22 protein-coding genes are annotated in these 24,796 nt (G+C 69.2%); 13 read left to right on the plus strand and 9 right to left on the minus strand.

The genetic code is table 11. From position 1 onward, the window contains the following. Window positions 1-121: 121 nt before the first annotated feature. A complete protein-coding gene (locus CK240_RS02730; RefSeq protein ID WP_095638816.1) occupies window positions 122-535 on the plus strand; it encodes a VOC family protein in 414 nt (137 codons plus the stop codon). Here CK240_RS02730 and CK240_RS18605 read toward each other — a convergent pair. The 4 genes from CK240_RS18605 to CK240_RS02750 form a co-directional block, all read right to left on the minus strand. Next, window positions 532-2,157: a TrkH family potassium uptake protein gene (locus CK240_RS18605; protein ID WP_095638817.1), complete on the minus strand. Its 1,626-nt coding sequence runs from the start codon at window positions 2,155-2,157 to the stop codon at window positions 532-534. The genes CK240_RS02730 and CK240_RS18605 overlap by 4 nt on opposite strands. Then, entirely contained in the window at window positions 2,157-3,530 is a 1,374-nt protein-coding gene (gene trkA, locus CK240_RS02740) for a Trk system potassium transporter TrkA (protein WP_095638818.1), read from the minus strand. The genes CK240_RS18605 and trkA overlap by 1 nt, the downstream gene beginning before the upstream one ends. A gap of 311 nt (window positions 3,531-3,841) precedes the next feature. Next, window positions 3,842-5,104 carry an HlyD family type I secretion periplasmic adaptor subunit gene (locus CK240_RS02745; RefSeq protein WP_240517282.1) on the minus strand — a complete coding sequence of 421 codons (1,263 nt, stop codon included), beginning with the start codon at window positions 5,102-5,104 and terminating at the stop codon, window positions 3,842-3,844. 170 nt (window positions 5,105-5,274) lie between these two features. Beyond that, complete coding sequence (locus tag CK240_RS02750; protein ID WP_095639219.1) at window positions 5,275-7,011, minus strand: type I secretion system permease/ATPase; 1,737 nt, start codon at window positions 7,009-7,011, stop codon at window positions 5,275-5,277. 176 nt (window positions 7,012-7,187) lie between these two features. Between CK240_RS02750 and CK240_RS02755 the strand changes: the two genes are divergently transcribed. Continuing rightward, window positions 7,188-7,922 (plus strand): MlaA family lipoprotein, encoded by a 735-nt coding sequence (locus tag CK240_RS02755; protein ID WP_095638819.1) that lies wholly within the window; start codon window positions 7,188-7,190, stop codon window positions 7,920-7,922. Beyond that, a complete protein-coding gene (locus tag CK240_RS02760; protein WP_095638820.1) occupies window positions 7,912-8,508 on the plus strand; it encodes an MlaC/ttg2D family ABC transporter substrate-binding protein in 597 nt (198 codons plus the stop codon). The genes CK240_RS02755 and CK240_RS02760 overlap by 11 nt, the downstream gene beginning before the upstream one ends. 53 nt (window positions 8,509-8,561) lie before the next feature. On the opposite strand, the gene CK240_RS02765 is transcribed toward CK240_RS02760, so the two are convergent. Beyond that, entirely contained in the window at window positions 8,562-11,156 is a 2,595-nt protein-coding gene (locus CK240_RS02765; protein WP_095638821.1) for a transglycosylase domain-containing protein, read from the minus strand. 323 nt (window positions 11,157-11,479) lie between these two features. On the opposite strand from CK240_RS02765, the gene CK240_RS02770 reads away from it, so the two are divergent. Beyond that, entirely contained in the window at window positions 11,480-12,892 is a 1,413-nt protein-coding gene (locus CK240_RS02770; RefSeq protein WP_420818604.1) for an ammonium transporter, read from the plus strand. Window positions 12,893-12,993: 101 nt separating this feature from the next. Here CK240_RS02770 and CK240_RS02775 read toward each other — a convergent pair whose 3' ends face one another. Continuing rightward, complete coding sequence (locus CK240_RS02775; protein WP_095638822.1) at window positions 12,994-13,995, minus strand: polyprenyl synthetase family protein; 1,002 nt, start codon at window positions 13,993-13,995, stop codon at window positions 12,994-12,996. 72 nt (window positions 13,996-14,067) lie between these two features. On the opposite strand from CK240_RS02775, the gene CK240_RS02780 reads away from it, so the two are divergent. The 9 genes from CK240_RS02780 (at window position 14,068) to phoB (ending at window position 21,399) form a co-directional block, all read left to right on the plus strand. Next, window positions 14,068-14,274: a putative signal transducing protein gene (locus CK240_RS02780; protein WP_095638823.1), complete on the plus strand. Its 207-nt coding sequence runs from the start codon at window positions 14,068-14,070 to the stop codon at window positions 14,272-14,274. Continuing rightward, complete coding sequence (locus CK240_RS02785) at window positions 14,271-15,023, plus strand: tRNA1(Val) (adenine(37)-N6)-methyltransferase (protein WP_095638824.1); 753 nt, start codon at window positions 14,271-14,273, stop codon at window positions 15,021-15,023. The genes CK240_RS02780 and CK240_RS02785 overlap by 4 nt, the downstream gene beginning before the upstream one ends. 58 nt (window positions 15,024-15,081) lie before the next feature. Further along, window positions 15,082-15,252: a YdcH family protein gene (locus CK240_RS02790; RefSeq protein WP_095638825.1), complete on the plus strand. Its 171-nt coding sequence runs from the start codon at window positions 15,082-15,084 to the stop codon at window positions 15,250-15,252. Window positions 15,253-15,445: 193 nt separating this feature from the next. Beyond that, window positions 15,446-16,477 (plus strand): PstS family phosphate ABC transporter substrate-binding protein, encoded by a 1,032-nt coding sequence (locus CK240_RS02795; protein WP_095638826.1) that lies wholly within the window; start codon window positions 15,446-15,448, stop codon window positions 16,475-16,477. Window positions 16,478-16,579: 102 nt separating this feature from the next. Further along, window positions 16,580-17,761, plus strand: a complete 1,182-nt coding sequence (pstC, locus tag CK240_RS02800) for a phosphate ABC transporter permease subunit PstC (RefSeq protein ID WP_095638827.1) — start codon at window positions 16,580-16,582, stop codon at window positions 17,759-17,761. Next, a complete protein-coding gene (gene pstA, locus CK240_RS02805) occupies window positions 17,758-19,122 on the plus strand; it encodes a phosphate ABC transporter permease PstA (protein WP_095638828.1) in 1,365 nt (454 codons plus the stop codon). The genes pstC and pstA overlap by 4 nt, the downstream gene beginning before the upstream one ends. A 22-nt stretch (window positions 19,123-19,144) precedes the next feature. After that, window positions 19,145-19,948 (plus strand): phosphate ABC transporter ATP-binding protein PstB, encoded by an 804-nt coding sequence (gene pstB / locus CK240_RS02810; RefSeq protein WP_095638829.1) that lies wholly within the window; start codon window positions 19,145-19,147, stop codon window positions 19,946-19,948. A 10-nt stretch (window positions 19,949-19,958) separates the two neighbouring features. Next, window positions 19,959-20,678 carry a phosphate signaling complex protein PhoU gene (gene phoU, locus CK240_RS02815; RefSeq protein WP_095638830.1) on the plus strand — a complete coding sequence of 240 codons (720 nt, stop codon included), beginning with the start codon at window positions 19,959-19,961 and terminating at the stop codon, window positions 20,676-20,678. A 31-nt stretch (window positions 20,679-20,709) separates the two neighbouring features. Continuing rightward, window positions 20,710-21,399: a phosphate regulon transcriptional regulator PhoB gene (gene phoB / locus CK240_RS02820; protein WP_095638831.1), complete on the plus strand. Its 690-nt coding sequence runs from the start codon at window positions 20,710-20,712 to the stop codon at window positions 21,397-21,399. Window positions 21,400-21,625: 226 nt separating this feature from the next. On the opposite strand, the gene CK240_RS02825 is transcribed toward phoB, so the two are convergent. The 3 genes from CK240_RS02825 to lpdA form a co-directional block, all read right to left on the minus strand. Beyond that, window positions 21,626-21,976: an HIRAN domain-containing protein gene (locus CK240_RS02825; RefSeq protein WP_240517263.1), complete on the minus strand. Its 351-nt coding sequence runs from the start codon at window positions 21,974-21,976 to the stop codon at window positions 21,626-21,628. Then, window positions 21,976-22,812, minus strand: a complete 837-nt coding sequence (locus CK240_RS02830; protein ID WP_095639222.1) for a manganese catalase family protein — start codon at window positions 22,810-22,812, stop codon at window positions 21,976-21,978. Before CK240_RS02830 ends, CK240_RS02825 begins: the two co-directional genes overlap by 1 nt. A 584-nt stretch (window positions 22,813-23,396) precedes the next feature. Then, window positions 23,397-24,788, minus strand: a complete 1,392-nt coding sequence (gene lpdA, locus CK240_RS02835) for a dihydrolipoyl dehydrogenase (RefSeq protein ID WP_095638832.1) — start codon at window positions 24,786-24,788, stop codon at window positions 23,397-23,399. Window positions 24,789-24,796: the final 8 nt, after the last annotated feature.

The raw sequence follows: 24,796 nt of genomic DNA on the forward strand, positions 1-24,796 counted from the left end.
CGTTGCCTTCACATTAAGGTCAGCCGCCGCAACGTGACAAGGCGCGGGCAAAAATGCGCCACAGGTGTTTCCCTTTCGCCACGCCCGGCTATTCTTCGCCGACTTGCGACAAGGAGCCGCGATGCAGTCCGTCTTCCACCTGGCCTATCACGTCACCGACCTGGACGAGGCGCGCGCCTTCTATGGCGGCACGCTGGGCTGCGCCGAGGGGCGTTCCACCGACAGCTGGGTCGATTTCGACTTCTTCGGCCACCAGATCAGCCTGCACCTGGGCCAGCCCTTCGCCACCACCAACACCGGCAAGGTGGGCGACCACATGGTGCCGATGCCACATCTGGGCGTTGTGCTGGGGATGGAGGACTGGACCGCGCTGGCCGAACGGCTGCGCGCCGCGGGCACCCGCTTCGAGCTTGAGCCGCAGATCCGCTTTCAGGGCCAGCCCGGCGAGCAGGGGACGATGTTCTTCCGCGATCCCTCGGGCAACCCGATCGAGGTCAAGGGCTTTGCCGACACGTCGGGGATCTTCGCCCGCTAGCGTTTCCAGGCCCCGGGCGTCAGCAGGGCAAGGATCGCCAGCATTTCCAGCCGTCCGGCCACCATGGCGGCGGCCAGCACCGCCTTTGTGAAGGGGGCGAGCCCCGCCCAGCCCTGCCAGGGTGCGCCCGCGATCCCGGCGCTTCCCTCGAAGACGGGGGTCAGGGGGATCGCCTCGGCGAGCTGGCCCGTATTGGTCAGGGCGGCCACGCTGAGCATGGTCGCGGTCTCGAAGGACACCGGGCGCACGGACACCAGCGCGATGGTCGCCACGATCGACAGGGCGAAGACCATGAAGAAGATGAAGGACAGGTAGGCCCCCGGTCCCCTGAGCCGCCGGATGACCGGACCGCCGCCCGCGACCGAGGCGGGGTGGACGATCTTGTCCAGTTCGCGCTTGGCGTGGAGCGCCACGGCGAAGACACGCAGCAGCTTGACGCCGCCCGCCGTGGTGGCGACGCCGCCGCCCATGATGGCAAGTCCCGCCAGCATCAGCCCCGGTGCGGACAGGCCCGCCCAGGCCCGCGCGCCGTCCCAGTGCATCGAGGTCCAGCCGGTCGTCGTCAGGAAGGACAGGGCCGTGAACAGGCTGCCCCAGGCGGCGCCGGCGGCGCGGGCAAGCCCGCCGGTCAGGCCCGGCCCGGCAGGGTGGGGCGGGGCGACCGGCTGCACGTCGGCATTGAACGCGCCGAGGAAGGGTCGCAGCACCAGCATCAGCGTGACCAGCGCCAGAAGACCGGCCGCGACCCGAAGTTCGGGGTCGTCGCGCAGGCGGCGTGTGGTCTGCAGCTCGCCGCCGCCCGGCCAGGCGCGGCGGGTCAGGGCGGCCAGCATGAAGACGGCGACCAGCGCCTCGGCCGCCATTCCGCCGCTGGCGCCGACCGGGCGCGCGTCAAGGCCGACGCCGCTGCTGGACAGCGTTCCCATGGCGCGGATCAGCGCGTTCAGCGCCTGGTCGCCCGTCATCATCAGCCCCAGCCACAGGACCCCGGTCGCGCCCGCGTAAAGGGGCGCGACGGCAAGGCCCCAGCGGATCAGCCGCAGCGCGGGGTCGCCCAGGTGGGCGGCATAGTCGCGGCCGCGCCGGACCTCGGTCCTGCCGCCCAAGCGCTCGAAGCGTTCGTCGGTGCCGGTCGTGCGGTCCATGATCTCGAAGCCCCCGACCCGAACCGGGGCCATCAGCGCGATCGCGGCCACCAAGATGAACAGCCCGCCCAGCCAGCCCACGGTGCCGCGCCACAGGTGCAGCGTGGGCGGCAGGCGGTCGGCGGCGTAAAGCGTGGCGCCCGTGGTCGTCAGGCAGGACAGCATCTCCCACCAGGCGTTGAAAAGGCCCGTGTCGGCCATCACCGCCGCAAAGGGAACCGCGCAGAGCAGCGGAAGCCCGGCATAGACGCTGAGAAGCGTGCCCAGCACCCCGCGCGAGGGCGCGGCGGCGGGAGTGGCGGCGGTCGCCAGCCCCAGCATCGTTCCCAGCACCAGCGCGCCGAGTGCCGAGGCGGCGAAGATCGCGGCGATGCGATGGTCGCCGATGGCCTCGGCATGGGCGGCCGGGACCAGCATCGCCAGGGCAATCGCCAGCCCGGCGATGACCAGGGCGGGCAGGCGGGCGATCCGGTCCATCAGAACCAGTCGGCCGAGACCTGAAGCAGGCGCTCGACCTCGTGGATGTCGCCGGCCAGCGCGAAGATCAACACCAGATCGCCCGGTTCCAGCCGCGTGTCGGGGCGGGGCTTGAGGATCTCGCCCCCCTTTTCCACCGCCGCGATCAGCGCGCCGCGCGGCAGCTTGAGGTCGCGCACCGCCTGTCCCGCAAGGGCCGAGCCGGGCAGGACCTGCGCCTCGATCAGCTCGGCCTCGGTGTCGCCCAGGGAATAGACGTCGCGGACGCGGCCCCGGCGGATGTGGCGCAGGATGGAGGACACGGTGACGGCGCGGGGGCTGATCTGGGCGTCGATCCCGAGGGATGAGGCCAGGGGCAGCAGCGTCGGGTCGTTGATCAGCGCGACCACCATGCCTGCGCCCGCCTGCCGCGCCCGGATCGCGGCCAGGATGTTGACATGGTCGTTGGCGGTCAGGGTCAGCACGGCGTCGGCGCTGGGCACGCCCGCCTCGGCCATCAGGTCGAGGGACATGCCGTCGCCCTGCAGCACGACGCTGCGGCGCAGCCGCTCGGCCGCCGCCTCGGCGCGGCCGAGGTCGCCCTCGATGATGCGCAGCGTGACGTCCGGCGCCTCGTCCAGCGCCCGCGAGACCGCGGTGCCGATGTTGCCGCAGCCGATCACGACCACGCGGCGGATGGGCCGCCCCGGCAGGCCGAAGATGTCCAACGTGCGGGCCACGTCCTCCTGCGGGGTCACGACATAGGCCCGGTCGCCCGCGTGCAGCTGGTCGTTCGGTTCGGGCGCGAAGAAGCGTCCTCCGCGCCGCAGCCCCACCACCACGGCGCGCAGGCCGAAGAAGGTCTGGTCCAGATGGCGCAGCGGCGTGTTCAGGATCGGGCAGCTTTCCGTCAGCACCATGGCCAGCATCCGGACGCGCCCGTCCATGAAGGTTTCGGTGTCGAATGTCGTGGGCGCGTCCAGGCGCGACAGGGCGGCCGCTGCGACCTCCTGCTCCGGGCTGATGACGACGTCGATGGACAGGTTCTGCGCTTGGTAGAGATCGGCGTATTCGGGGCGGACATAGGCCTGCGCCCGCAGCCGCGCGATGCGGCGGGGAACGGAAAACAGCGCCGCCGCGATCTCGCAGGCGACGATGTTGACCTCGTCGCTGGCGGTGGCGGCGATCAGCAGGTCGCAGTCGGCAGCGCCCGCGCGGTCCAGCACCCCGGGGTGGCTGGCGTGCCCGGCGATCCCCTGGACGTCCAGCGCGTCATTGACCTGCTGGATCAGCCGCTCGTCCCGATCGATCAGCGCGACGTCATGCCCTTCGCCCGACAATTGCCGGGCGATCTGCCAGCCGACCTGCCCCGCACCGCAGATGATGATCCGCATGGCCCTGTCCCGCGGTGAATGTCAGTACGCAGCCTTAGGCCGAGGTCGGGCCCACGGCAATGGGCCGCTTTGCGGCCGGGCCGGGAGCGTAGCCGCGGAGGGGCAGGCTCATGGCGGTGAAGGGTCGTCCCGCAGGAGCGCGGGAAGGACCGGGGCGCTGCCCCGGACCCCGGGATATTTTGACGAAGAAGAAGGAACTCAGGGCGCGAGCCGCGTTTCGTTCGTCCCTCCTGGGGAGAGGAGGGCAGGAACGAAGCGTGCGGATGCCGGCCCTTCTTGCCGCGTGGGCCGCATCGCAGGGCGTCGGCCTTTTATTGTTCGCGGAAGGCGCGCACGAAGTAGTCGGTCAGCGGCTTCATCAGATAGGCGAGGGGGCTGCGCTCGCCGGTCTGGACATAAACCTCGACCGGCATGCCGGGGATCAGGGACAGGTCGCCCAGCCTTGCGCGCTCCGCAGGGGGGATCGTGACCTCGGCGCGGTAATACTGCATCTGCGTCGCCTCGTCCGTGACGGCGTCAGCCGAGACGCGCGCCAGGGTGCCATGGATCTCGGGCGTGGTCCGGCTGGAGAAGGCGGAAAAGCGCAGCGTGACATCCTGCCCGACCGACACCTCGTCGATGTTCAGGGGCGAGACCCGCGCCGCGATCACCAGGGGGCGGTCCTGCGGCACCAGGAACAGCACCGGGTCGGCCGCCCGGATCACCGCGCGGGGCGTCGTCACCTGCAACTGGTGCACGATGCCCGACACCGGCGCGCGGATGTCGAGCCGCGAGATCTGCTCGGTCAGCGAGCGGCGGCGCTCGGCCAGTTCCAGTTCGCGGTAGCCGAGGTCGCGCAGTTCGGTTTCGGCGGTTTCGCGCCGCTCGGCGGCCTCCTTGAGCTTGGTGATGTCGATCTCGGTCACCCGCGTCTCGCCCTGCGCGCGCATGGCCTGCGTTTCGCCCAGCTGGCCGTCCAGCCGCGCCGCCTCGCGTTCCAGCCCCAGCACGCGCGAGGCCTGGGCCAGCCCGCGGTCGAGCAGCGTCTGCTGGTCGGTCAGTTCCTCCTGGATCAGGTCGCGCTGGGTCTTCAGAGCGATCATCTGCGCGTCGATCCCTTCGATCTGGTTGCGCACCTGCTGGGCCTGCTGGTCCAGCTGGTCGGTCGATTGCCTGAGCGTGTCGAGACGGCTTTCGAAAAGCCGCGTCTGCCCCTCGATCAGGGCGGCCACGTCGGGGCGGGTGGGGGCGAGCTGCAGCAGTTCCTCGGGGAAGGTGATGGCGGGACGGTCGGCGCGCTCGGCCTCGAGCCTGCCGCGGCGAGCGAGAATCTCGAAGTACTGGCCCTCGACAATGGCAAGCTCGGTGCGCAGCAGCGTGCCGTCCAGCCGGATCAGCAGGTCGCCGGCCCGGACCGGCTGGCCTTCGCGCACGGCGATTTCCTCGACCACGCCGCCCTCGGGGTGCTGGACGACCTGGCGGTGCTGCTCGACCTCGACCTGGCCCGAGGCGACGACCGCGCCCGCGATGCGCGAGGTCACGGACCACAGGCCGAAGCCGCCGACCAGCAGCAGCATCCCGACCAGCCCCAGCATCAACGCGCTGCGGGCCGACCAGCGGCTGCCTTCGGCCGGCGGGGGCGACGGGGGTTGCCCGGTCCCGCGCGCCGGGCGGCGCGGAGGGGTGACGATGCCGTCCACCTTGGCCACGGGTGCCATGGCAAGGCCCACCGGGCCGGGACCGCGCATCTGCGGGGTGGGATTGTTCATGTCACGCCTCCGCCCGCGCCGCGCGCGCGGGTGATCGTCTCGGCATTCCTGACGGTCGAGCGCAGCACCTCGTCGCGCGGGCCGAAGGCGCGGCGCATGCCCCCTTCCATGACCAGCAGAAGCTCGCATTCCGCGATGGCGGCCGGGCGGTGGGCCATGATGATGACCGCGCCGCCGCGCGCCTTGATCGCGCGGATCGCGAGGTTCAGCGCCTCGGACCCCTCGTTGTCGAGGTTCGAGTTCGGCTCATCCAGGACGAACAGCACCGGGTCGTCGTAAAGCGCCCGCGCGAGGCCCACGCGCTGGATCTGGCCGCCCGAAAGCCGCGCGCCCGCCTGCGCAAGCGGCGTGTCGTAGCCCTGCGGCAGGTCCAGGATCATCCGGTGCGCCGCCGCCGCCGCCGCCGCGCGCACCACCGCGTCCGGATCGGGGCGCGAGGAAAGCCGGGCGATGTTTTCCGCGATGGTGCCGTCGAACAGCGTCACCTGCTGGGGCAGGTAGCCGATCAGCCGGCCCAGCACGTCGGGGTCGTATTGTTCCAGCGTGGCGCCATCCAGCCGGATCGAGCCGCTGGCCGGCGCCCAGGCCCCGATCAGCGCGCGGGCGAGCGTGGACTTGCCCGCGCCCGAGGGGCCGATCACGCCCAGCGCCTGCCCGGGCGCGAGGTTGAAGCTGACGCCGCGCAGCGTGGGCACGGTCTGCCCCGGCGGCACGACGGTGAGGTTCGCCACGTCCAGCCGCGCCGCGGGCCGGGGCAGGGGCGTCCGCTGCGGCTGCGGCGGGCGGCGCGTCAGCAGCCCCCCCAGCCGGTTCCAGCCGTCCAGAGCGCGCTGCACCGCCGACCAGCCGCCGACGATCTGTTCGACCGGCGCCAGCACCCGCCCCATCAGGATCGAGCTTGCGATCATCGCCCCGGGCGTCACCGCCTGCTGCAGCACGAGCCAGGCCCCCGCCGCCAGCAGCGCCGATTGCAGGAAAAGCCGGAAGGTCCGCGAAAAGACCGAGAAGCCCGAGCCCCGGTCCGAGGCCGACATCGTGGCATCGGCCATCCGGTCGCGCGTCTGCTTCCAGCGGGCGAAGACCGCCTGCCGCATGCCCAGCGCGCCGATCAGTTCGCCCTCGTCACGGTAAAGGTCGGCGGCGCGGTCGGCGGTCTGGCCCGAGATCATCGCCTCCTGCAGCGGGCGGCGGGTCAGCGACTGGTTCCCCCAGGTCGTCAGGACCAGCACCAGCGCCCCCAGCGTCGCCACGACCCCCAGCACCGGATGGAAGATGTAGAGCCCCGCCAGGAAGACCGGCGCCCAGGGCAGATCGAACAGCGCCATCAGCACCGGCGAGCCGATCAGCTGGCGCACCGCTTCCAGGTCCCGCAGGCCGCCCTGCGCGGCGGTGGCCTGGCCCGTAACCGCCCCCTCGGCCAGTGCGGCCTGGAAGACGCGCGATTCCAGCCGGTCCTGAAAGCGCATCGCCACGCGCGACATGACGCGCACGCGCGCCAGGTCGATCAGGCCCATCATCGCGAACAGGAAGGCCACCAGCCCGAACAGCGCCGCCAGCGTCGGCACCGACCCGCTGCCCAGCACACGGTCATAGACCTGCATCATGAACAGGGGTCCCGTGAGGTTCAGCAGGTTCACCGCGATCGAGAAGACGGCCACGGCGGCGACCAGCCCCATGCTGCCACCGCGTGCCGCCCGAAGCTCGGCGAATCCGTCCTGACGTCCTGTTGCCATCGCCCCCGTGCTTCCGTTCATGCGCGCCAATCGGCCGCCCTTTCGTCCTGGTGGCGGCCACAGGTTGCCGTGGCACCGCGCGCCCTTTATCCCAACCCGAACCATTCAGACAGTCCGGCGGCAAGCCCTGTTCGGCAATCAGCCCACACTCGCCGACAGATGTTAAGGAGAGATTGATGCGTCTTGTTCCGGTTGTGCTGGTTCTGGGACTTGCCGGCTGCGCCGCAGCCCCCCCGGGCGAGATCGCCGATCCCTATGAGCCGATGAACCGCCGCGTCCACGCCTTCAACAAGGCGCTGGACGCCAATCTGGTGCGCCCGGCCTCGCGCATGGTCAAGGGGGACGGGGCGTCAGGCCCCAGGCCCCCCGGACAGCCGCCGGGCGTGCTGCAGATGGTCGGGAACTTCGGCTCGAACCTGTCGCTGCCGGGCAAGGTCGTGAACAGCCTGCTGCAGGGCCGGCCCGAGCCTGCGGTGAGAAACACCTTCCGCTTTGCGGTCAACACGACGCTGGGCCTGGGCGGCCTGTTCGATCCGGCGGGGTCGGACTTTGCCCTGCCCGAGATCGACACGGACTTCGGGGAAACGCTGCATGTCTGGGGCGTGCCCTCGGGCGCCTATCTGGAACTGCCCCTGCTGGGGCCGTCCACGGAACGCGACCTCGCGGGCAAGATCGTCGACTTCGCCCTGATCGACCCCTTGGACAACGTGCTGACGGACGACCAGAAGCTTGCGGGCACGGCGGCGCGCGTGGTGTCAAAAGCGGGTGAGCGGGCGCAATTCGGCTCGACGGTGGACTCGGTCCTGCATGAAAGTGCCGACAGTTACGCCCAGACGCGGCTGCTTTACACCCAGCACCGCCGATACGAGCTGAAGCAGGAAGAGGACGCCATTGACCCATATGCCGAATAGCACCCGACGCGGGTTCCTGGGGATGATCGCCGCGGGCGGCGCGCTGGCGGTGACGCCCGCCCATGCGATGACGGCCGGCGAGGCCTCGGCCGCGATCCGGCGCGCGGTGGACGAGGTGCTGGGCATCATCAGCTCGGGCCGGCCGCCCGCGCAGATGTATGCGGCCTTTGCGGGCGTGTTCCAGCGCCATGCCGACGTGGACGCGATCGCGCGCTCGGCCCTGGGGCCCGCGGCGCGGCAGATGGACGCGGCCAGCTTCGCCCGGTTCCGCGACGCGATGACGGGCTACATCGCGCGTAAATACGGCCGCCGCTTCCAGGAGTTCCTGGGCTCGCGCATCGAGGTCGGGACGGCGCGTCCGCTCAAGTCCTTCTGGGCGGTCGAGTCCACGGCCTACCTGAACGGCCGCAGCCCGATGCAGGTCGAATGGCACATTTCGGACAAGACCGGGCAGCCGCGCTTCTTCAACCTCATCATCGAGGGCGTGAACATGCTGGCCTCGGAACGCGAGGAGATCACCGCCATGCTGGCGCGCCGCAAGGGCGACATGGCCGCGCTGATCGCGGACCTGCAGCAGGCGGGCTGAGACCTTTCTACGCGCCATGAAAAAGCCCCGCTCCGGCGGGGCTTTTGCTTTGGTCAGTTCAGGGCCGGGATGCCTTGTAGCGCCTGGCTGAGCGCGTCGTTCAGCACGTCATCCGCCGGAAGATCGGCCGGGGCCGCCGCCTCTGCCATGGCGGCCTCGGCAGGATCGGGGGCAGGGGGCGCGGCCTCGCCCGAACTGCTGACGGTCGAGCCCTCGGTCCGCGGCGCGGGCGGGGGGACGGGTTCCGCCCCGATCGGGCCGGAGCGGACCGGCACCGGCTGGGGCACCGGCGCGGGTGGCGGGGCGGAAGGCGCCGGTTCCACGAGGCGTGCGGGCTCGGACGCGGGGGCGGCTTCGCCCATCGCCTCGGCCAGTGCGGCGGCAAGCGGGTCCGCCGCGCCGTCGGGCGAGGCCGCCACGATGGCGGGCGCGTCGATCGGCATCCCCGTGGCGCCGCCCGGCTGCGCCACGTCGGCCATGCCGCCGTCCACCGGCTGGGCCGCGGCCACCGCCTCGGCCAGGGCGGCTGCCAGCGGGTCGTCCGAATCGGCCGACACGATGTCGCTGGCGACGATCATGTTGCCCGCCGCGTCGGGCGCGATCACCCCCAGCGGCTGGGGCGGCAGGCCCTCGTGGATCTCGGCCATCACCGCCTGCCAGATCTCGGCGGGCAGGCCGCCGCCCGTCACCCCCTGCAGCGGCGTGTTGTCGTCATAGCCCATCCAGACGCCCGTCACGTACTGCTCGGTGAAGCCGATGAACCAGGCGTCGCGATAGGAGGAGGTCGTGCCCGTCTTGCCCGCCACCTCGCGTCCCGGCAGCTTGGCGCGCCCGCCGGTGCCGCTTTCCACGACCTGCTGCATCATCCAGATCAGTTCCGACGCGGCCTTGGGAGAGATGACGCGCTGCCCCATCCCGCCGATCTGCCCGATCAGCGGCTTGTCGTCGCCCTTGATGCGCAGCTCGACCAGACCATAGGGACGCACGGCGGTTCCGCCGTTGCGGATGCCCGCATAAGCGCCGGTCATTTCCAGCAGCGTGGTTTCCGACACCCCCAGGCCCATCGAGGGGCTGGCCATGATGTCATGGGCAAAGCCGAAGTCCTGCGCCACGCGGCGCACGTTGTCGCGGCCCACGGCCTCCTGCAGGCGGATGGTCGAGGTGTTGATCGACTTGGCCAGCGCCGTGGTCAGCGTGATCTGCCCCAGGTGGTTGCGGGTGTAGTTCTTGGGCGTCCAGGGTTTCGAGCCCTTGATGTGGATCGTGATCGGCGCGTCCAGGATCGTGTCGTTGGGCGAATAGCCCTGGTCCAGCGCCGCCGCGAAGACGAAGGGCTTGAAGGCCGAACCCGTCTGCCGCTTGGCCTGGGTCGCGCGGTTGAAGGTGCCCGCGCCCGCCGTGTCGCGTCCGCCGATCATCGCGCGCACCGCGCCGTCAGCCGACATCACGACCACGGCGGCCTGCGCCTTGGAGCCGTCCTTGACCTTCTCGTCGAAGATCCGCTTCAGCGCGCGTTCCGCCTGCCGCTGCACGGTCTGGTCGAAGGTCGTGGTGATCGTCACGTCCTCGGTGGTTTCCGAGGTCAGGAAGCCCGGACCCGATTCCATCACCCAGTCCGCGAAATAGCCGCCCGCCCGCGCCGCCGCTGCCTTGGACAGGACCGCCGGGTTGGCCTTGGCCTGGGCATATTCCTCGTCGGAAAGATAGCCCTGGTCCCGCATCAGTCCCAGGATCACCGCCGCCCGATCCTGCGAGCGTTGCAGGTTCGAGGTGGGCGAGAAGTAGCTGGGCGCCTTCAGAAGCCCCGCCAGCATCGTGGCCTCGGCGGCGGTCACCTCGGACGCCGACTTGCCGAAGTAACGCTGGGCCGCGGCCTCGAAGCCGCGCGCCCCCGCGCCCAGGTAGCTGCGGTTCATGTAGATGTTGAGGATGTCGGCCTTGGAATACTTGGCCTCCATCGCGAGGCTGTAGGGGACTTCCTTGATCTTGCGCCACAGCGAGGACTTGCGGCAGTCGGCCTCGTAGTCGGCCTCGGACTTCCACTTGATGGGGTCGAATTCCTCGCCGAGGCACAGGAGCTTGGACACCTGCTGGGTGATGGTGGAGCCGCCGTTGCCTTCCAGCGGGCCACGGCCCTCGGCCATGTTGATCTTGATGGCGCTGGCGATGCCGCGCGGGTCGATGCCGAGGTGGTTGAAGAAGCGCTTGTCCTCGGTCGCCACCACCGCGTTGCGCAGCACCGGCGCGATCTGCTCGGCGCTGAGGGAGTTGTAGGTCTCGCCCCGCCAGGCGAAGACGCGGCCCTCGCGGTCCAGCATCGTGACCGAGCCGCGCGCGCGCCCGTCGAACAGGGCCTGCGGATCGGGCAGCGTGGAATAGTAATAGGCGACCGTCAGGCCCAGGATCAGCGCCAGCGTGGCCCCGGTGCGCCAGAACGACCCCCAGATGATGCGCCAGGTCAGCGACACCGCGCCGGTCACGCCGCGCGTGACGAAGTTGCCGCGCCGCGGCTTGCGGGGGGGCGCCGCGGCGGCCCGCCGCTGCGCCTGCTGGGGCGGCAGCCCTCCGCCCGAAGGCGGGGCCGCGTCGGTGGGGGCGGCATAGCGCCTGTCGGCGGCAAGGCGCCGGGGCTTTTCGGGTTTCTTCATGCCTGTGTCCAATGGGCCGTTTCCCGGCCTTTTTCGTCCGCCCACATATAGCAACCATGCCCGCTTGAGAACACGCCGTCAGCCTGCGCACCCAGACGTGACCTGCCGGAATATCGCGCAGTTTCGGCAAAATCTGCCGCGCGGACGGGCAATCCCTGCCGCAGGCTGGCCGAAATCCGCCTGCCGCTGGACGTGCCGAGGGCAGTTGCCGCGTGATCCGGCTGAAGGGCGGGCCGGCGCAAGGGCCCGCGGCAAGCGACGAGGACATGCCGATGAGCCAGATCTTGATCCATGCAGGCGACGGGCCCGCGGGCCGTCAAAGGATGGCGGCCGCCAGGATGGCCCTGCCCCTTGCCGCGGGGGCGTTTCTGGCGCTGACGGCCGGGACGGCGCTTGCGCAGGCGCCCGAGGCGGTGGCGGCCCCCGCGCCCGTCATGGACAAGGGCGACGCCGCCTGGGTGATGATCTCGGCGGTGCTGGTGATGATGATGACGCTGCCGGGACTGGCGCTGTTCTACGGCGGGCTGGTCAGGTCGCGGAACGTGCTGTCGGTGCTGATGCAGGTGCTGGCGACCTTCTCGGTCATGGCGATCCTGTGGGTCGTGGTGGGCTATTCGCTGGCCTTCACCGGCGCGGGCAGCGCCGAGGACGCGGGGCCGCTGACCCCCTTCATCGGCGGGCTGTCCAAGATGTTCCTGAACGGTGTCACCACGAGCTCGATGGCCGAGTCCTTCTCGGCGGGCGTCTTCATCCCCGAATATGCCTTTGTCGTCTTCCAGATGGCCTTCGCCTGCATCGCGCCTGCGCTGATCGTGGGCGCCACGGCCGAACGGATGAAGTTCGCCGCGATCCTCGCCTTTGTGGTGATCTGGTTCTTCCTTTCCTATCTGCCGATGGCCCACATGGTCTGGTGGTGGGGCGGCCCCTCGGCCTATGACGCGCCTTCGGGCTATCTGTTCGCCCATGGCGCGCTGGACTTCGCGGGCGGCACCGTCATCCACATCAACGCGGGCGTCGCGGGTCTTGTCGCCGCCATGGTCGCCGGCCCCCGGCTTGGCTACGGCCGCGAGCCGATGGCGCCCCACAACCTGACCATGACCATGCTGGGCGGCTGCCTGCTGTGGATCGGCTGGTTCGGCTTCAACGCGGGCTCCAACCTGGAAGCGAACGGGCTGACGGCGCTGGCCATCATCAACACGGCGGTTGCCACGGCCGCGGCGGCGCTGGCCTGGGCCTTCGGCGAATGGGCGACCCGCGGCCACCCCTCGCTACTGGGAGGGGTCTCGGGCGCCATCGCGGGGCTGGTCGGCGTGACGCCTGCGGCGGGCTTCGTCGGGCCCATGGGCGCCATCGCCATCGGGCTTGCGGCAGGGCTGATCTGCTTCTGGGTGGTGGTCTCGCTGAAATCGAGGATCGGCATCGACGACAGCCTGGACGTCTTCGGCATCCACGGCGTGGGCGGCATCGTCGGCGCCGTCCTGACGGGCGTCTTCGCCGCGCCCTCGCTGGGCGGGGCCGGGATCTACGACTATGCCGCGGGCGGACCGGGCGCCTTCGACATGGGCCACCAGGTCTACGTGCAGGCATTGGGGGCGGTGATCTGCGTGATCTGGTCGGGCGTCGTCTCGTTCCTGGCGATCCATCTCGTGCGGATGACCATCGGCCTGCGGGTCGGCGCGACGGACGAGCGCCAGGGCCTCGACCTCACCACCCATGGCGAGAACGCCTACAACTGAGCCTTCCCCGCAAGATGGCAAGGCCCGGCAAATCCGCCGGGCCTTTTGCATGCGCGTTCTTCTTCGCTGAAGTGTCCCGGGGACAGCGCCCCGGCCGGGCCTCAGGCGACCCGTGCCACGACGAAATCGGCAAGCTCCGCCAGAAGCTCCCGGATCTCGCCCTCGGGCAGGGAGGCCAGCGCCGACCGGCCGCGCGCAGCCCAGGCCAGCGCATCCGCCCGCGCCGCGTCGATGGTGCCATGGCGGCCCAGGATCGCCATCGCCCGGTCGAGGTCGCCCTCCTGCTGGTCGCCCTTCTCGATGGTGCGCTGCCAGAAGGCGCGCTCATCGGCATCGGCCCGCGCCACCGCCTTGATGACCGGCAGGGTCAGCTTGCGCTCGCGGAAATCGTCGCCGACGTTCTTGCCGATGGTCTCGGTCGCCCCGCTGTAGTCGAGGATGTCGTCCACGATCTGGAAGGCGATCCCCAGCGCATCGCCGTAATCGTAAAGCGCGCGCACCTGCACGTCGGTGCCGCCCGCGATCACCCCGCCGACCTCGGTCGCGGCCGAAAACAGCGCGGCGGTCTTGCCGCGGACGACCTGCAGGTAGATCTCCTCGGTCGTCCTCAGGTCCTGGGCGGCGGTCAGCTGCAGCACCTCGCCCTCGGCGATCACGGCCGAGGCGTTGGACAGGATCCCCATCACGCGCATGTTGCCGGTTTCGGTCATCAGCTGGAAGCTGCGGGCGAACAGGTAGTCGCCGACCAGCACGCTGGACTTGTTGTCCCAAAGAAGATTCGCGGACGGGCGGCCCCGGCGCTGGCGGCTTTCGTCCACAACGTCGTCATGCAGCAGGGTCGCGGTGTGGATGAACTCGACCGTCGCGGCGAGCAGCTGGTGATGCGCGCCCCGGTACCCCAGCAGCCGGGCGGCGGCGATGGTCAGAAGGGGCCGCAGGCGCTTGCCCCCGGCCTCGACCAGATGCGCGGTAACCTCGGGGATGCGGGGGGCGTGGCGGCTTTCCATCCGGGTGCGGATCAGGGCATCCACCGCCCCCATGTCCTCGGCCAGAAGCGCGGCCAGTCGGTCCAGCGGTTTCGCCACGGTTTCGTTCACACCCATGAGAGCACCCCTTTCGCCGCGCCCCATGCCACGGCGTGGACAGCAAGGCAACCGCGCCCTAGCGTGGCGCGGATGAAGGAAGTCCTGCGCACCACCGATCCGCTGACCATCACCCGCGCCGAGGGCGTGCTGGCCGCCGAGGGAATCCCGGCGTTCCAGTTCGACCAGCACATGAGCGTGCTGGAAGGGTCCATCGGCATCCTGCCCCGCCGCCTGATGGTGGCCGACCGCCATCACTTCATGGCCACGGCCATCCTGCGCGACCACGGGATCGGATGACGCGCGACGATGCCTTCCTGGGCGGACGGCTGGTCCTGCGCCAGCCCGCGCGCGGCTATCGCGCGGGCGCCGACGCCGTGATGCTGGCCGCCGCCTGCCCCGCGCGGGCGGGCGAGCGCGTGCTGGAACTTGGCTGCGGGGCAGGGGTCGCGCTGTTCTGCCTGGGCGCGCGGGTGCCGGGGCTCGACCTGACGGGCCTGGAACGCCAGCCCGGCATGGCCGAACTCGCGCGGCACAATGCCGAGGCGACCGGCATCGCGGCCCGCATCGTCACGGGCGACCTTTCGGCCATGCCCCCCGCCCTGCGGGCCGAGACATTCGACCATGTCATCGCCAACCCTCCGTTTTTCGGCCCCGGCACCCGCGCGCCCGACGGCAGCCGCGCCGAGGCCCGGCACGAGGAAACCCCCCTCGACGCCTGGATCGACGCCGGGCTCCGCCGGCTGCGGCCGGGCGGGTGGCTGGCGCTGATCCACCGTGCCGAGGCGCTGGACCGCATCCTTTCGGCGCTGCAGGGCCGCGCGGGGTCCACGTCGGTCCTGCCCGTCGCGGCGCGCCGGGGCCGGGACGCGGGCCGGGTGATCGTCGCGGCGCGCAAGGGCGCGCGGGGCCCGCTGCGGCTTCTCGCGCCCTTTGTGCTGCACGAAGGCCAAGCGCATGAACGCGACGGCGAGGACCTGACGCCCGCCGCGCAGGCAGTCCTGCGACACGGGGCCGCCCTGAACGTCAAAGCTTCAGGATCGGGGTGACAGCGCCGGCGAATCATGCTGCACTGCCCTTCTCGACACCAGAGAAGGAGTATTCGGAATGACGGTTCAGTCGCACGTTGCGGAACTGCGCAGGAAGCACCAGAATCTCTCGGAACAAGTCGAACGCGCGCAACGCGCTCCGGGTACGGACGACCTCAGCATCGCGGCGATGAAAAAGGAAAAGCTGCGGCTGAAAGAGGAGATCGAGCGCCTCAGCATGAGCCATTGACGGGCCGCGTCCCGGATGGGGACCGCGGAATGCCCAGGGGATCGGCCATGCCGGTCCCCTTTTTCGATCTTTCGCCCCTGGGCCGGCGGATGACGCTGCGGCTGCGGGTCCGACTCGTTTCTGTCACATGGTTGACACAAAGCCGATCTAACGGGACGCAGGCCGTCAGGGCCCACACCGCAGGAGCTGCCCCATGAACATGATGAAATTCTCCGCCTCGGCGCTTGCCATGCTGGCCGTCTCGGCCACGGCGGCGGCCGCGCGCGACCAGATCCAGGTCGCAGGCTCGTCCACCGTCCTGCCCTATGCCACCATCGTGGCCGAAGCCTTTGCCGAGAACATGGACTTCACCGCCCCGGTGGTCGAGGGCGGCGGCACCGGCGCGGGCCTCAAGCAGTTCTGCGCGGGCGTGGGCGAGAACACCATCGACGTCGCCAATGCCTCGCGCAAGATCAAGGACGCCGAACTGGCCGAATGCCGCGCCAACGGCGTGAACAACATCATGGAAGTGCAGTTCGGCTATGACGGGATCGTCTTCGCCTCGTCGATCGACGGGCCGGACTTCGCCCTGACCCCGCAGGACGTTTATCGCGCGCTGGCGGCGCAGGTCGTGGTGGACGGCAAGCTGGTCCCCAACACCGCCGCCACCTGGGCCGACGTGAACCCCGCGCTGCCCGCGCAGGAGATCACCGCCTATGTCCCCGGCACCAAGCACGGCACCCGCGAGGTCTTCGAGGAGAAGGTCATGGCCGCGGGCTGCGAGGCGTCGGGCGCGCACGAGGCGCTGGTCGGCCTGACGGACGAGGACAAGGCCGACGAGGCCTGCGTCGCGATGCGCACCGACGGGCGCTCGGTCGATATCGACGGCGACTACACGGAAACGCTGGCCCGCATCGGCAGCAACCCCGGCGGCCTCGGCGTCTTCGGCCTGTCCTTCTACGAGAACAACACCGACAAGCTGAAGGTCGCCACCATCAACGGCGTGGCGCCCTCGGTGGAAACGGTCGCCTCGGGCGAATATCCCGTGTCGCGGCCGCTGTTCTTCTACGTCAAGAAGGACCACATCGGCACCATTCCCGGCCTCAAGGAATACGCCGAGTTCTTCGTGACCGATGCCATCGCCGGCTCCGGCGGCCCGCTGGCCGAATACGGCCTGGTTCCCGACCCTGAACTGGCCAATGTCCAGCAGGTGGTTTCCGCCGAAACGGTGCTGGGCGCCAACTGAGCCCGGCCCGCCACCGGTGGGCGGGCCGATGTCGGCCCGCCCGCTTGCGGCTTTGCCGGTGTCGTGATGACCTGAGCCGGTTCCCCCCTTGTGCGAGGTTTGATGTCGCCCTTCTGGATCATGATCGCCACCCTTGCCCTGGCCGTGCTGGGGTATCTGCTGGGCCGCAGCCGCTCGATCCGTCTCGCCGGCGGCGATACCAGGGCGCTGCACTCGCGGCCCGGGTATCACGGCTGGAACGTCGCGCTGTTCACCGCCCTGCCGGCCCTGCTGCTGCTGGCCGGGGCGCGCCTGTTCCATGCGCCGGGCTGGGTGGCGCCGGCGGCGCTGGTCCTGGCGCTGGCGGGCCTCGGTCTGTCGCTGTCGCGCACCACGCCCCAGTTCCGCGCCCGCAACTCGGTCGAGCGGGTGATCCGCGGCGTCCTCGTCGTCTGCGCGCTGATCGCCATCGCGACGACCCTGGCGATCGTGCTGTCGCTGGTCTTCGAATCGGCGCGCTTCTTCCAGATGTATCCCTGGCAGGACTTCTTCTTCGGCACCGAATGGACGCCCAGCTTCGGCGGCGGGTCGAAGCTGGGGATGCTGCCGCTGCTGTGGGGCACGCTGTACATCTCGCTGATCGCGCTGCTGGTGGCGGTGCCGATCGGGCTTTACGCGGCGATCTACATGTCCGACTACGCCAGCCCGCGCGTCCGCTCGGTCGTGAAGCCGGCGATCGAGGTGCTGGCCGGCATCCCCACCATCGTCTACGGGCTGTTCGCGCTGGTGACGGTCGGCCCCCTGCTGCGGGACTGGATCGCCCAGCCGCTGGGCCTGGGATCGGGCGGCTCGTCCGTGATGACGGCGGGCGTGGTCATGGGGATGATGCTGATCCCCTTTGTCAGCTCGCTGTCGGACGACATCATCAACGCCGTGCCCCAGTCGCTGCGTGACGGCAGCCTCGCGATGGGCTCGACCCATTCGGAAACGATCCGCCAGGTGGTGCTGCCCGCGGCCCTGCCGGGCATCGTGGGGGCGATCCTGCTGGCGGCGTCCCGCGCCATCGGCGAGACGATGATCGTCGTCCTTGGCGCAGGCGCCATGGCCAAGATCAGCCCCAACCCCTTCGAGGCGATGACCACGATCACCGTCAAGATCGTGGGCCAGCTGACCGGCGACAACGACTTCGCCAGCCCGGAAACGCTGGTGGCCTTCGCCCTGGGCCTGACGCTGTTCGTCATGACGCTGGGACTGAACATCCTGGCCCTTTATATCGTGCGCAAATACCGGGAACAGTACGAATGACCGACGCGACCACGCCGCGGCCCCATCCCGCCAGCCCGGCCGCCCCCGTGCGCCGATCACTGCTGATCGAGGACGCGCGCACCAAGCGGCGCAACGCGGCCGAGCGGCGCTTCCGCGCTTATGGCGTCGTTGCCATCGGATTGGCGATAGCGGCGCTGGTGTTCCTGCTGTTCACGATCTTCCGCGACGGCTCCAGCGCGTTCTTCCAGACCTATGCCCGCATCCCGGTCGCCATCGAGGCGCAGGTGGTGGACCCCGCCGGCAACCGCGACCCCGCCGAGATGCAGAAGGTCCTGACGATGGGCTACGGCAAGCTGCTGGACAACGCGCTGGCCGCCTATGTCGAAGAGAACGGCATCCAGATCGAGGGCCTGTCCGAGCGCGACCTGTCCACCTTCTTCTCGGCCCAGGGACGCGCCGACCTGCGCAACGCGGTGCTGGCCGATCCCGCGCTGGTCGGCACCGTGATCGAGGCGCCCGTCATGACCTCGTCGCGCGTGGACGGGATGTTCAAGGGCCGGGTCAGCCGCGACTCGGCCGCTCGCGACGCAAAGACCTCGGTCGCGCAATACGAACTGGCTATGGCGATGGAGAAGCAGGGCGACCTGCAGACCCGGTTCAACTGGGACTTCGTGACCTCGACCGACAGCTCGGACAACCGCCCCGAGGCGGCGGGCCTGGGGGTGGCGATCCTGGGGTCGCTCTACATGATGCTGATCGTGCTGGTGTTGTCGCTGCCCATCGGCGTCGCGGCCTCGATCTATCTCGAGGAATTCGCGCCGAAGAACCGGCTGACCGACGCGATCGAGGTCAACATCTCGAACCTCGCCGCCGTGCCCTCGATCGTCTTCGGCATCCTGGGCCTGGCCGTCTTCGTCAACTTCGTGGGCCTGCCGCGCTCGGCGCCGATCGTCGGCGGGCTGGTGCTGACGCTTTTGACGCTTCCCACGATCATCATCTCGACCCGCGCCGCGCTGAAGGCGGTGCCGCCCTCGATCCGCGACGCCGCGCTGGGGGTGGGGGCCTCGCGGATGCAGACGATGTTCCACCATGTCCTGCCGCTGGCGATGCCCGGGATCCTGACCGGGACGATCCTGGGGCTGGCGCACGCGCTGGGCGAGACCGCGCCGCTTCTGCTGATCGGCATGGTGGCCTTTGTCACGACCTACCCTTCGGCGCCGCCCGAGGGCTTCCTGGACCCCGCCTCGGCCCTGCCGGTGCAGGTCTACAACTGGACCCAGCGCGCGGACCCCGCGTTCTTCGAGCGCGCCTCGGGCGCGATCATCGTGCTGCTGGCCTTCCTTCTGGCGATGAACCTTCTGGCCATCTACCTGCGTCGCAAGTTCGAGCGGCGGTGGTAATTCCCGGGAAAGGAACCACATCATGGACGACGTGAGATTGGCGGAGCGAGCGGTGGACACAGACGCCCGGGACATCAAGTTCCAGTGCAGGGACGTGCAGGTCTGGTATGGCGAGAAACACGCCATCAAGGACGTCAGCGTCGACCTGCTGGACAAGACGGTGACGGCCTTCATCGGCCCCTCGGGCTGCGGCAAGTCCACCTTCCTGCGCTGCCTGAACCGCATGAACGACACCATTGGCATCGCCCGCGTCGAGGGTCAGATGCTGCTGGACGGCGAGAACATCTATGACCGCCGCGTGGACCCGGTGCAGCTGCGCGCCCGCGTGGGCATGGTGTTCCAGAAGCCGAACCCCTTCCCCAAGTCGATCTACGACAACGTGGCCTACGGCCCCCGCATCCACGGCCTTGCCCGCAACCGGGCGGAACTGGACGAGATCGTGGAAAAGGCCCTTCGCGGCGCGGCGCTCTGGAACGAGGTCAAGGACCGGCTGCACGAGACCGGCACCGGGCTGTCGGGCGGCCAGCAGCAGCGGCTGTGCATCGCGCGGGCCGTCGCCACCGCCCCCGAGGTCCTGCTGATGGACGAGCCCTGCTCGGCGCTTGATCCCATCGCCACCGCCCAGGTCGAGGAGCTGATCGACGAGCTGCGCGCGACCTTCTCGGTCGTGATCGTCACGCACTCGATGCAGCAGGCCGCGCGGGTCAGCCAGAAGACCGCCTTCTTCCACCTGGGGAACCTGGTGGAATACGGCGACACCGACGACATCTTCACCCGGCCGCGCGATCCGCGGACGGAAAGCTACATCAGCGGCCGCATCGGCTGAGGGGAATGGCATGAACCGGGACAAGCACATCCTTTCCGCCTTCGACCGCGACCTGGAAAGCATCCAGGCCGAGGTGATCCGCATGGGCGGCATGGTCGAGGCGGCCATCGAGGAAGCCGCGCGGGCGCTGGAAACCCGCGACGAGGAACTGGCCGAGGAGGTCCGCCGCCGCGACCGCGCCATCGACGAGCTCGAGGCGCATGTCAACGAATCCGCCGCGCGCCTGATCGCCCTGCGCGCGCCCACCGCGACCGACCTGCGGCTTGTGCTGTCGGTCATCAAGATCGCGGCCGCGCTGGAGCGGGTGGGCGATTATGCCAAGAACATCGCCAAGCGCACCCACCAGCTGTCGCAGATGGTGGTGATCCCCGGCACCGGCCTGGCCCTGCGCCGCATGGCCACGACGGTGGAAGGGATGCTGCGCGACGCGCTGGACAGCTATGTCCAGCGGGATGCGGCGCTGGCCGCCGACGTGCGCGCCCGCGACCTGGAAGTGGACCAGATGTACAACGCCATGTTCCGCGAGTTCCTGACCCACATGATGGAGGACCCGCGCAACATTTCCGCCTGTATGCACCTGCATTTCATCGCCAAGAACATCGAGCGGATGGGCGACCACGCGACCTCGATCGCCGAGCAGGTTCTGTATGTCGTCACCGGAGAGCTGCCCGACGACCCCCGGCCCAAGGGCAACAGCGTCCTGTCCGTCGACCCCGTTCCGGGCGGCTGAACCCGCCCCCTGACGCAGGAAGGAGCCCGCCATGACCGTCCAGCAACCTTGCGTTCTCCTGGTCGAGGACGAGGGCGCACAGCGCGAGGTCCTGACCTACAACCTTGAATCCGAGGGCTTCCGCGTCGTCGCTGCCGAAACCGGCGACGAGGCGATGCTGCTGGTGGCCGAGGAGGCGCCAGACCTGATGGTGCTGGACTGGATGCTGCCGAACGTGTCGGGGATCGAGATCTGCCGCCGCGTCAAGGCAGACCCCGACACGCGCCACATCCCCATCATCATGCTGTCGGCCCGCTCGGACGAGGGCGACCGGGTGCGGGGCCTGGAAACCGGCGCCGACGACTACGTGGTCAAGCCCTATTCCGTGGTCGAACTGATGGCCCGCGTCCGCACCCAGTTGCGCCGCACCCGTCCCACGACCATGGGCGAGCGCCTCAGCTTCGAGGACATCCTGCTCGATTCCGGCGAGCACCGCGTCTTCCGCGGGGGGCAGGCGCTTCACCTCGGCCCGACCGAGTTCCGCCTGCTGTCCACCCTGATGGAACGCCCCGGCCGCGTCTGGACCCGCGAGCAGCTGCTCGACCGCGTCTGGGGCCGCGACATCTACGTGGACAGCCGCACGATCGACGTCCATGTGGGACGGCTGCGGAAGGCGCTGATGGCGAACGGGGGGAACAACCCGGTGCGGACGGTGCGGGGAACGGGGTATGCGTTGGGGTGAGGGGCTGCGGCTTCAGGACCGGGACGACCTCATGGGTTCGCTGGTCGGGGTCAGTTTTGCGGGGAAAAAGCAGCCGTTCGCTGTGCATGCACAACGCCTGACACAACAGCGGTATTCACGCAGAATGGGCCGACAGCTTTCCAAGCGGATCGGAGCGACTGGTTACGACGCTCCTCCGCCTGTCGCAGGTTCGCAGCAGGATTTCAGCGGTTCTGCCTTTGACACATCACGCCAAGTGCAGGAACACCTGCAGCTTGCCCGTATCGGACAATTGGGCCGAGGCCGACGCGCCATGATCCATCAACCGCGACAGGACGCCGGCCTGGGCTGGCGGCAGATACCCCACTCTTTGGCCTTCTTCGGTTTCGACCGCGACGGCGGCGGGATCAAAGGCACGGCTGGGATCGCGCCGGAGGACCAGACGCTGCCCGACCTTGGGACGGTGTTCGAACCGGTCCGCGTTCGCCAGATGCGTCGTCAGCACTTCCAGTCCCGCGGGCATGGCGGGGCGGGCCAATGCCCCAACCGGAGCAACGGTCGCCAGCGCCAATCCGCCCAACAAGGCACGCCGTTCCATTACTGCTCTCCAATCTGTTCGGACTGTGCGCCGCTCTGAGGCCGCGCTGCCCCGAGGTCAGGCTTTTCCCCCAAAGGCTGCATTGGCTGCGCCGTGAACTCGCCTTTGCCATCGATGGACTGGCCATCGGACCACCGACCGGCCACCGGCTCGCTGCCATCCGCCTGGAAGCCCAGATAGGCATAGCTGAAGTCGGTCTTTTCCTGGTCCTGCGGGAAGCTGTTGGGAATCGGGAAGGCGCCGGTCATGCCGCCCAGTTCCTCGAGCGCGGCCAGCCACTGGTTCTGGTGCATGGTGTCGCGCGCGATCAGGTAGGACAGCATGTCCTTCATGCCTGCGTCGTCGGTCATGTTGTAAAGCCGCACGGCCAGCGTCCGGCCGGTCGACTCGGCCGCGACATTGGCGGTCATGTCGGCGGCGATGTTGCCGCTGGCATAGATGTGGGACATGTCGAAAGGCACGCCGTCGCTGTCCACCGGCATCGCCGACAGCCCCGAGGACAAAAGGTTCTTGAGGTTCATGCCCCCCATGATCGCGCCCACCGCGCGGTCGCTGGCGGCCATTTCCTCTTTCATCGACAACGGCGCGCCTTCCAGGTTCATGGCGACGGCGGTGGCCAGCATCTCGATATGGCCCAGTTCCTCGGCCGCCGTGTTCATCAGCAGGTCGCGGAACTTGGGATTGCCGCGGGCCCCGCAGGCCTGGAAGAAATACTGCATGGCCACGCGGATCTCGCCCTCGACGCCGCCGATGGCCTGTTGCAGGGCGCGTGCGAAGACGGGATTGGGGCTATCGACGCGAACGGGGTATTGCAGCTTGTTGTCGGTGTAGAACATCGCGAACTCCAAGGTTGCATAGGTTCTGAAGGGCCTGCGTCTTCCGGTGCAGCGGCCGCCGAGGCGCCGGAGGAACTGCACTTCAGGCCGATTTGTTCCTGAGGCAGCAGGCTTCGCTAACAAACATCATGAAGCTCCCGCAGACGCGGCAAGCATGTCTTCGATGAATCACCGAGCTTGTGCCAAATGGCGCCGCTACTTGTCGTATTCCTTCCCAGTGACCGCTCCGCTGCGGACAGCCTCGAGATCGATGAGAATCTCGCTGGATCCTGTGTGGAGGGCAGCATCTGAGAACACCGCAGCACGGATGAACGTCAGCTTTGGGCTCAAACCGACCGGTGGCCTGCTCCCTATGCTGGCACTGGTTTCATGATACGGCACCGCGACTGGCGCGGTGCACGCCAAAGCAGCGCCTCATTGCGAAGCCTGTCTGTCCTGGCATCGTCCTGGCCCTGCGCCAATCCGACTGCGATCGTGTCCGCCTCGTTCGCCCGCGCGTTAGCTCGGCGACCTCCCTTCGGACGGTCACAAATATCCTGGGGTCCGGGGCAGAGCCCAAGTCCGGCGGCGACGCAAGCGGTGACTTAGAAGTGGATCACCCGCCCATAGGCGTCCAGCACCGCTTCATGCATCATCTCGCTCAGCGTGGGATGCGGGAAGACGGTGTGCATGAAGTCTTCCTCGGTCAGTTCCGCCGTCTTGCCGACCGTGTAGCCCTGGATCAGTTCGGTCACCTCGGCGCCGACCATGTGGGCGCCCAGAAGCTCGCCGGTCTTGGCGTCGAAGACGGTCTTGACCATCCCATCCGGCTCGCCCAGCGCGATGGCCTTGCCGTTGCCCATGAAGGGGAAGCGGCCGACGCGGACCTCGTGGCCCAGTTCCTTCGCCTTGGCTTCCGTCAGCCCGACCGAGGCGACCTGCGGCTGGCAATAGGTGCAGCCGGGGATGTTCGAGGGCTTGACCGGATGGACGTGCTGGCCCGCGATCAGCTCGGCCACCATCACGCCTTCGTGGCTGGCCTTGTGCGCCAGCCAGGGTGCGCCCGCGACGTCGCCGATGGCGTAAAGCCCCTCGACCCCCGTGCGGCAGTATTCGTCGGTCAGGACATGGGTGCGGTCGATCTTCACCCCCAGTTCCTCGAGCCCCAGCCCCTCGACATTGCCGACGATGCCCACGGCCGAGATCACCGTGTCGAAGTCCTGCGTCTCGGTCTTGCCGTTCGTCTCGATATGGGCGGTCACGGTCGCGCCCTTGCGGTCGAGCTTCTTGACCGTGGATTTCTCCATGATCTTCATGCCCTGCTTGACGAACTGCTTCTTGGCGAAGGCGCTGATCTCGGCGTCCTCGACGGGCAGCACGCGGTCCATGACCTCGACCACCGTGGTGTCGGCGCCCAGGGTGTTGAAGAAGGACGCGAACTCGATCCCGATGGCGCCCGAGCCGATGACCAGCAGCTTCTTGGGCATGCGCTTGGGCACCAGCGCGTGCTTGTAGGTCCAGACGAGTTCGCCGTCGGCCTCAAGTCCCGGCAGCTCGCGCGCCCGCGCGCCGGTGGCGAGCACGATGGATTTCGCCGTCAGCTCCTCGGTGCCCTTGTCGGTCTTGACGGACAGCTTGCCGGGCGCGGTCAGCTTCGCCTCGCCCATGATCACGGAAACCTTGTTCTTCTTCAGCAGGTGCCCGACGCCGCCCGCCAACTGCTTGGCGACGCCGCGGGACCGCTGCACCACGGCGTCGAGGTCATAGCCGAAGCCCTCGGCCTTCAGCCCGAAGTCCTTGGCCCGTTCGAACAGGTGGAAAACCTCGGCCGAGCGCAGCATGGCCTTGGTCGGGATGCAGCCCCAGTTGAGGCAGATGCCGCCCAGGTGCTCGCGTTCCACGCAGGCGACCTTGAGCCCCAGCTGCGCCGCGCGGATCGCGCAGACATAGCCGCCGGGGCCGGCCCCGATCACCACCACGTCGAAACTCTGTGCCATCGGAACCT

The organism is Paracoccus salipaludis, from assembly GCF_002287065.1.
GTDB classification, from domain to species: Bacteria; Pseudomonadota; Alphaproteobacteria; order Rhodobacterales; family Rhodobacteraceae; genus Paracoccus; species Paracoccus salipaludis.